This is a genomic window from Lawsonibacter hominis (assembly GCF_014287895.1).
Taxonomy (GTDB): Bacteria; Bacillota; Clostridia; order Oscillospirales; family Oscillospiraceae; genus Lawsonibacter_A; species Lawsonibacter_A hominis.
Genome location: NZ_JACOPP010000056.1, coordinates 1 through 6,835 on the forward strand (window position 1 = coordinate 1; position 6,835 = coordinate 6,835).

A 6,835-nucleotide genomic window follows, 5' to 3' on the forward strand; every position below is an offset into this window, starting at 1 on the left:
CTGAAAAACAACCGCCGTTTTGCCACCAGGTATGAGAAGAAAGCACTCTATTTTCACGCTGTTGTCTGTCTTGCCTGTATCCTCGTTTGGTTACTTTGATGGTTTTAAAACAGACTCTAGTAGGCTGCAAAAAAACGCACCTGCAGCAAAGTTGCCGCAGGTGCGTTATTAGCGGGGAGCTAGTCGGTTAGCCCATCATGGAGTTGGGGATAGCCATAACCAAATCGGGGACGTAAGTAATAAGAAATAGAATGGCAATACTGAGCAAAATGTACTGAACTGTATGCTTGCTGATTACAACCTCCACCTTGTCCTTAGTGAGCCCGGCGGCCACAAACAAATTGAGGCCCAAGGGAGGAGTGGCGCAACCAATAGCTAGGTTGATGCACATCACCACGCCGAAATGGACGGGATGTATGCCAAAGGCGGTTAGGATAGGAGCGAAAATAGGAGCTAGAATCAGGATAGCTGCGGTGGTCTCCATGAAACAGCCTACGATGAGGAGCAGGATATTGACCAACAGCAGGAAAATATACTTGTTGGGACAGATGCTTATGATAAACTCTGCAATCGCATTGGTGATTTGGTAGCGAGCCATAACAAACCCGAATACAGCAGCACAGGCCATAATAAATAGAACCATGCCCGTGGAGGAAGAGGCGCCCATCAAAACGTTCTTCAGTTCCTTGAGCCGCAACTCGCGGTAGATAAACATACCTACAATGAGACCATAGGCACAGGCCACACCGGCAGCCTCAGTAGGAGTAAAAATACCGCCGTAGATACCGCCCAGAATAATGATGGGCATCAAAAGAGCGCCAATGGCATCCACAGTGCTCTTGCCCAGATTGCGCAGGCTGAATTTAATACGGGGTATTTCTGCTTGGTGCTTGATGCCATACTGAATCGGAATAACCGCCATGGCGAGCCCCATTAAAATACCGGGAAGAATGCCACCCATGAACATGGAGCCTACAGAGGCGTCGCTGACGGACGAGTAGGATACCATGACGGTGGAGGGGGGGATAATACAACCCAGTATACCGGCCACTGCCACGGTCGCCAGGGAAAAGCGCTTACTATAACCTGCCTCAATCATGGAGGGAACCATAATACTTCCGATAGCGGCACAGGTAGCAGTGGGGGAACCGGACAGGGCACCAAAGAGCATGCAGGCGAAAACAGCTACTACGCCCAGCCCGCCGGGCATCCACCCCAGAATAGCGTTACAAAAATTGACTAGTCGGCGGGAGATACCGCCGGAGGACATTAGGTTGCCTGCTAACATAAACAGTGGAATGGCCATAATTGTGAAGCTGTCCAGAGAGCCGAACATGCGCTGGCCGATGATGATGGGGCTGATATCGCCTCCGGCCAAGATGACAAGGGCCCCAGCCGCGACTAGGCACAAGGCGATAGGTACACCAAAAACCAACAGAACAACAAATACAATAAAGAGAATGGCACATTCCATTATTCCGTGACCTCCTTCGGCTCCTTACGGTTGGGCATAAAGTCGCAAATTACATCTGTAATAGTGTGAATAACACTTAGAGCCATAGAAATGGGGATAACGATAAAGATGAACGCAATGGGAATCCGGGTAGCAGTGGTCAATTGGGCGCTACTGAGATATTTGTTGAAACACATGCAGGCGAAAAAGAACACCCCAATAACAATAACTGCTGTAAAGATATTACGGATTTTTTTAATACATGGATGCCAAGATGCGGGTAGCATCTCGGAAAAAACCACGACACCCACATGGCCGTGGGTACGGAAGCAGTAAGCTGCTCCGCTATAGCCGCACCAAATCATCAGATAACGCGCAATCTCCTCGCCCTGCATGAACTCAATCTTGAAGACATAGCGGCACAACACAATGGCGATAGTGACTACTACCATGGCAATAAAAGATATCATGGCGACCCACTCTTCAACTCCGCCAATTACTTTTCCTATCTTTTTTACGACGGACATTTCAACACTCAACTCCCCCACGCGGCTTATTTATGCTATGCGCATTTTAGTGCGCGGAGGACAGCGGCTAGTCTTAGCCACATATCCTCCGCGCGGTATTTGAACAAATTGTAGGCAAAGTAAAACCAGAGTTACTGGAGAGCTGCCTCAGCCTCCTGAATACGGGTAATCATATCGGCATCAATGCCGACAGTCCCCACATACTTATCGTACACGGAGGACATAGCCTCGGCCCACTCAGCTGTGTCTACATCGATGATTTCCACACCAGAGTCTACAATATTGTTTTTATAAGTTTCAGCATACTCAAAGGCAATCTCGCGCTGATATACAACGGCCTCGTTAAAAGCTTTTTGAACGATTTCCTGATCCTCGGAGGACAGAGAATTCCACAAATCTTCGTTCATTACCACCAAGGAAGGGATAAAGTGGTGGTTGGTCATGGTGATATATTTGACCTGCTCGTAGAACTTACCGCCATACATATTCGTCAAAGTAGTGCCGGACACGGCGTCAATGGTATGTTGCTGCAGGGAGGTATAGGTGTCGCCCCAAGCCACGGACAGGGGCATTGCCCCGATGGCAGCAAAAGAATCGGATTGCAAGTTGGAGGAGTGAGAGCGGACACGGACACCCTGCATATCTTCGGGATGCTCGATGCGGACGTTGCTGCCTACCATGTAGGTGCCATTTTCAAAATAACCGAGCCCCTTAAAACCACTGCCTTCCAGAGCGGCACAACGGTCGGCAGCCAGCCAATCATCCATGATAGCCCAAGCATCCTCCACGGACTGGAACAAATAGGGGAGATCAAAGTAGTTCTGACTATCTACAAAGCCCGACATAGAGGGGGTAGAACAGATAGAAAAATCCAGAGTCCCCATTTGAACGGACTCTAACATCGCAATTTCGGAACCTAGAACGCCGCCGCTTTGAACGGTCAACTCCATGCGGCCGCCGGAATACTCATTTAGCAATTCAGCGAATTTCACTAAGCCAAGATCCCAAGGCTGGTCGGCAGCTAGGACGTTGCCAACCTGCCAGTGATAGGTAGGACCATCGGAAGGAGAAATGGTGTCATTACTAGGGGCTCCGCTATTGGTGGGGGGAGTTGTATTACCGGAAGTTCCTTGGCTACCGCCGCTACAGGCGGCGAGGGAAATGACCATTGAGAGGGCCAGAAACAGGGCAATAGCTTTTTTCATAAGTATCCACATCCTTACTCATTATTTCAGTTCATCCCTAAAAGGTTGCACAATGTAAAACAGATCCGATCTTAGGTGTAGTTACCGATAACCAACATCCGCGCAAGCAGATTGGTCTCATTGAGGAGACTGCGTCCCTCGTTGGGACGGAAAGAAATAGCTTCTCCGGCATTAACAATATGCTTCTCGTTGTTCTTGTCGGTAACAGTCATGGAACCCTCAAGTACATAATAGACCTTCTCCTGGGGGCTGGACTCATCCCACGCTGCTCCGCCGCCGGGCAGGAAGGTGGAAACGCCGATCCAGAACTTCTCGGCTCCGGTCTCTTCCTTGCCATGGATCCGCATGGCGACCATGTTGAAATGACCAGGGGCGTTATAAGGCTTCAAATCTGCAACAGTACGCTTGACCATAATGAAATCGCTCCTTTGGTAAAAAGATTTTTGGCTCCTTCACTTGCTTGTAGTTGTCTCCATATTTGTATTTGTAAGCTCACGTTTCACCTCCCTTTCTACTGGATAACCCCTTTGCCGATGTAGAAACATTGGGATTAAACAGGCCGTTTGTCTATGCGTTCGACATAGACCGGGTTAGGAACCACGGCCTAATTGGAACCTCTGCAATTATGAAGTGATCTCGTGTTATGTGATGGTATGTGGTCATACTTTGCACATTTGACGCTAGGCGTTTAAGTAATTTGCTAGGCAGGGTGCTTTCAAAATTGTACCCAAGGATATTTTCTGAGGTAGCGGCAAAATTTTTGCCGTTGGACGTCCAACGGCATGGAAGGCGCGCCTTCCATGATAACCTTTAAAGATAGATATCATGCTTTATGAAATAAAGCATGTATGATGGTGCCGCTATAGTAAAAACACGCAGTTTTAATATGCTGGGATGTGTTGCAGCTAGTTTCCAATTGATCAACTTAACATTGCTTTATGCCAATAGTTTAATTAAGAAATAGCTGACAGGCAATACGTACAAATATGTAAGCAAATAACTTTGTGGTATGTGCTAACAAAGTAACAAATACATATTTTTGTAGAAAACGCCAAAAAGTTCTTTAATATTTTATATAATAGGTCAATAAGATAAAAAAGAAAGCCTAAAGATACTGTAAAAAGAAACAAAAATTGTGCAAAAAAATTGTCGATTAAATAGTTTGTATGGGCAGCGCATCAGATTGGAAAGGACAGAGTATTTGAGAAAGACCATAAACTGCAGTAAAAGCCCGGCCAAATGAAAAAAAGCTTGCAAATAGGGGCATGCTGTGCTAAAATACTCCAGCATGTGATTACGCACACCCGCGGACGGAGGGCCGGGTGCCTCTGGGATCAGAGGTCGGCCTGCTTCGGAAGATGCGGGTGGAGGAATCAACAATTAAAGGAGGAATATCCCTATGGCAGTCGTATCCATGAAGCAGCTTCTCGAGGCGGGTGTCCACTTTGGCCACCAGACCCGCCGCTGGAACCCCAAGATGGCCACCTATATCTACACCGAGCGCAACGGCATCTATATCATCGACCTGCAGAAGACCGTCAAGAAGCTGGAAGAGGCCTATAACTTCGTCCGTTCCCTGGGCGAGACCGGTCAGTCCCTGCTGTTTGTCGGCACCAAGAAGCAGGCGCAGGAGGCCATCAAGGAAGAGGCCGAGCGCGTGGGCATGTATTATGTGAACGCCCGCTGGTTGGGCGGCATGCTCACCAACTTCAAGACCATGCGCGGCCGTGTGGACCGTCTCAACCAGCTCAAGAAGATGCAGGAGGACGGCACCTTCGACATGCTGCCCAAGAAGGAAGTCATCAAGCATCTGGGCGAGATCGCCAAGCTGGAGAAGTACCTGGGCGGCGTGGTGGAGATGAAGAAGCTCCCCGGCGCGCTGTTCGTGGTGGACCCCCGCAAGGAGCGCAACGCCATTAACGAGGCCCGCAAGCTGCACATCCCCATCGTGGCCATCGTGGACACCAACTGCGATCCCGACGAGATCGACTATGTCATTCCCGGCAACGACGACGCCATCCGCGCCATCAAGCTGATCTCCTCCGTCATGGCCAACGCCATCCAGGAGGGCAAGCAGGGCCAGGACGCCGCCGCGGAGCCCGCCGCTCCCGCCGCTGAGTAACAACGGATTTTGTATGCATTCAGGAAGCGCCCGCCCGCGCGGGCGGGCGCTCCTTTTATCTACGAACGAAATTTGGAGGTATGTGATCATGGCAATCACTGCGAAAGACGTACAGACCCTGCGCGAAATGACCGGCGTGGGTATGATGGACTGCAAAAAGGCCCTCACCGAGGCCGAGGGCAATATGGACAAGGCGGTTGAGCTTCTGCGGGAGAAGGGCCTGGCCGCTTCTCAGAAGAAGGCCGGGCGCATCGCCGCCGAGGGCATGGCTTACGCCGGCGTCATCGACGGCGTGGGCGCGGTGGTCGAGGTCAACGCCGAGACCGACTTCGTGGGCAAGAACGAGAAGTTCGTGGACTTCGTTAAGGGCGTGGCCGCCGTCGTGGCCAAGGAGAAGCCCGCCGATCTGGACGCCCTGATGGCCGCTCCCTATGGGAATGGCCGTACCGTCCAGGAGGAGCAGCAGGAGATGGTCCTGGTCATCGGCGAGAACATCAAGGTCCGCCGGTTTGCGTTTTTCACCGAGGGCGTTTCCGTCCCCTATATCCACGCCGGCGGCAAGATCGGCGTGCTGGTGAACCTGGAGACCAGCCTCTCCGCCGAGCAGGTCAACGAGGTGGGCAAGGACATGGCCATGCAGATCGCCGCCCTGAACCCCCGCTTCCTGGACAAGAGCCAGGTGAGCCAGGATGTTCTGGACGAGGAGAAGAAGATCATGCTGGTCCAGATGGAGAACGACCCCAAGATGGCCGCCAAGCCGGAGAAGGTCAAGGAAGGCATCGTGCAGGGCAAGCTGGGCAAGTTCTATAAGGAGAACTGCCTGCTCCAGCAGGAGTTCGTGAAGGACAACTCCATGAGCGTGGAGCAGTATGCCGCGAAGGTCGCCAAGGAGCTGGGCGGCACGATCAAGCTGAAGGACGCGGTCCGCTTCGAGAAGGGCGAGGGCATCGAGAAGAAGCAGGAGAACTTCGCCGAGGAGATCGCCAAGCAGCTGGGCAAGTAAATCGCAGAGGGCTTTCGAGTGCCGGACACAGGCGTGTCCGGCACTTTTCCATGCTCCGCGTTCTCCTGCGCCCGCCGTGAGGCGGGCCGCGCCTCCGGGCGCGTGCCAAGTGTTTGCCGCGGGCAAACGCTTGGATGCGGGCGGATTCATTTCGCCCGCACAGAGTAAAATCCGGGTAGTGTCAAGGATTTTGCGCAAATTGGTTTGCAGGCTCTGGAATGAATGAAGTCAGCCAGCAATGGAGGCGTCCTCAACGGCAGCCTCCAGGTGCTTCATATTCATGTACTTTTTGTTGCCCCACTGGGTGCCGGCCACATGGCGCAACCGGGCACAGACCAGCATCAGAGCAGAGTTACCGTCCGGGAAACTACCCACCACACGGGTGCGGCGGCGGATCTCCCGGTTCAGCCTCTCAATGACATTGTTGGTGCGGATGCGAGTCCAGTGTTCGCTGGGAAAATCGCAGTAGGTAAGAGTCTCCTCAATGCCATCCTCTACCTTCCTGGCAGCCTCCTTCAGTTTCAT

At 51.8% G+C, this 6,835-nt stretch carries 7 protein-coding genes; 2 read left to right on the forward strand and 5 right to left on the reverse strand.

Annotation, left to right across the window (positions count from 1 at the left end):
* Positions 1 to 187 precede the first annotated feature (187 nt).
* The 4 genes from H8S57_RS16475 to H8S57_RS16490 all read right to left on the reverse strand — a co-directional run bounded on the left by H8S57_RS16475 (position 188) and on the right by H8S57_RS16490 (position 3,598).
* Positions 188 to 1,474, reverse strand: a complete 1,287-nt coding sequence (locus H8S57_RS16475) for a TRAP transporter large permease (RefSeq protein WP_186909053.1) — start codon at positions 1,472 to 1,474, stop codon at positions 188 to 190.
* Positions 1,474 to 1,980 carry a TRAP transporter small permease gene (locus H8S57_RS16480; RefSeq protein ID WP_186909054.1) on the reverse strand — a complete coding sequence of 169 codons (507 nt, stop codon included), beginning with the start codon at positions 1,978 to 1,980 and terminating at the stop codon, positions 1,474 to 1,476. The genes H8S57_RS16475 and H8S57_RS16480 overlap by 1 nt, the downstream gene beginning before the upstream one ends.
* 131 nt (positions 1,981 to 2,111) lie before the next feature.
* Complete coding sequence (locus H8S57_RS16485) at positions 2,112 to 3,185, reverse strand: TRAP transporter substrate-binding protein (protein WP_186909055.1); 1,074 nt, start codon at positions 3,183 to 3,185, stop codon at positions 2,112 to 2,114.
* Positions 3,186 to 3,256: 71 nt separating this feature from the next.
* Positions 3,257 to 3,598, reverse strand: coding sequence for a cupin domain-containing protein (locus H8S57_RS16490; protein WP_186909056.1), 342 nt, complete (start codon positions 3,596 to 3,598; stop codon positions 3,257 to 3,259).
* A gap of 986 nt (positions 3,599 to 4,584) precedes the next feature.
* On the opposite strand from H8S57_RS16490, the gene rpsB reads away from it, so the two are divergent.
* Positions 4,585 to 5,307, forward strand: a complete 723-nt coding sequence (rpsB, locus tag H8S57_RS16495) for a 30S ribosomal protein S2 (RefSeq protein WP_186909057.1) — start codon at positions 4,585 to 4,587, stop codon at positions 5,305 to 5,307.
* Between the two features lie 88 nt (positions 5,308 to 5,395).
* Positions 5,396 to 6,310 carry a translation elongation factor Ts gene (gene tsf / locus H8S57_RS16500; protein WP_186909058.1) on the forward strand — a complete coding sequence of 305 codons (915 nt, stop codon included), beginning with the start codon at positions 5,396 to 5,398 and terminating at the stop codon, positions 6,308 to 6,310.
* Between the two features lie 228 nt (positions 6,311 to 6,538).
* Here tsf and H8S57_RS16505 read toward each other — a convergent pair.
* Positions 6,539 to 6,835: transposase (locus H8S57_RS16505; RefSeq protein ID WP_186906075.1), on the reverse strand; the 297-nt coding region annotated here is incomplete at its 5' end.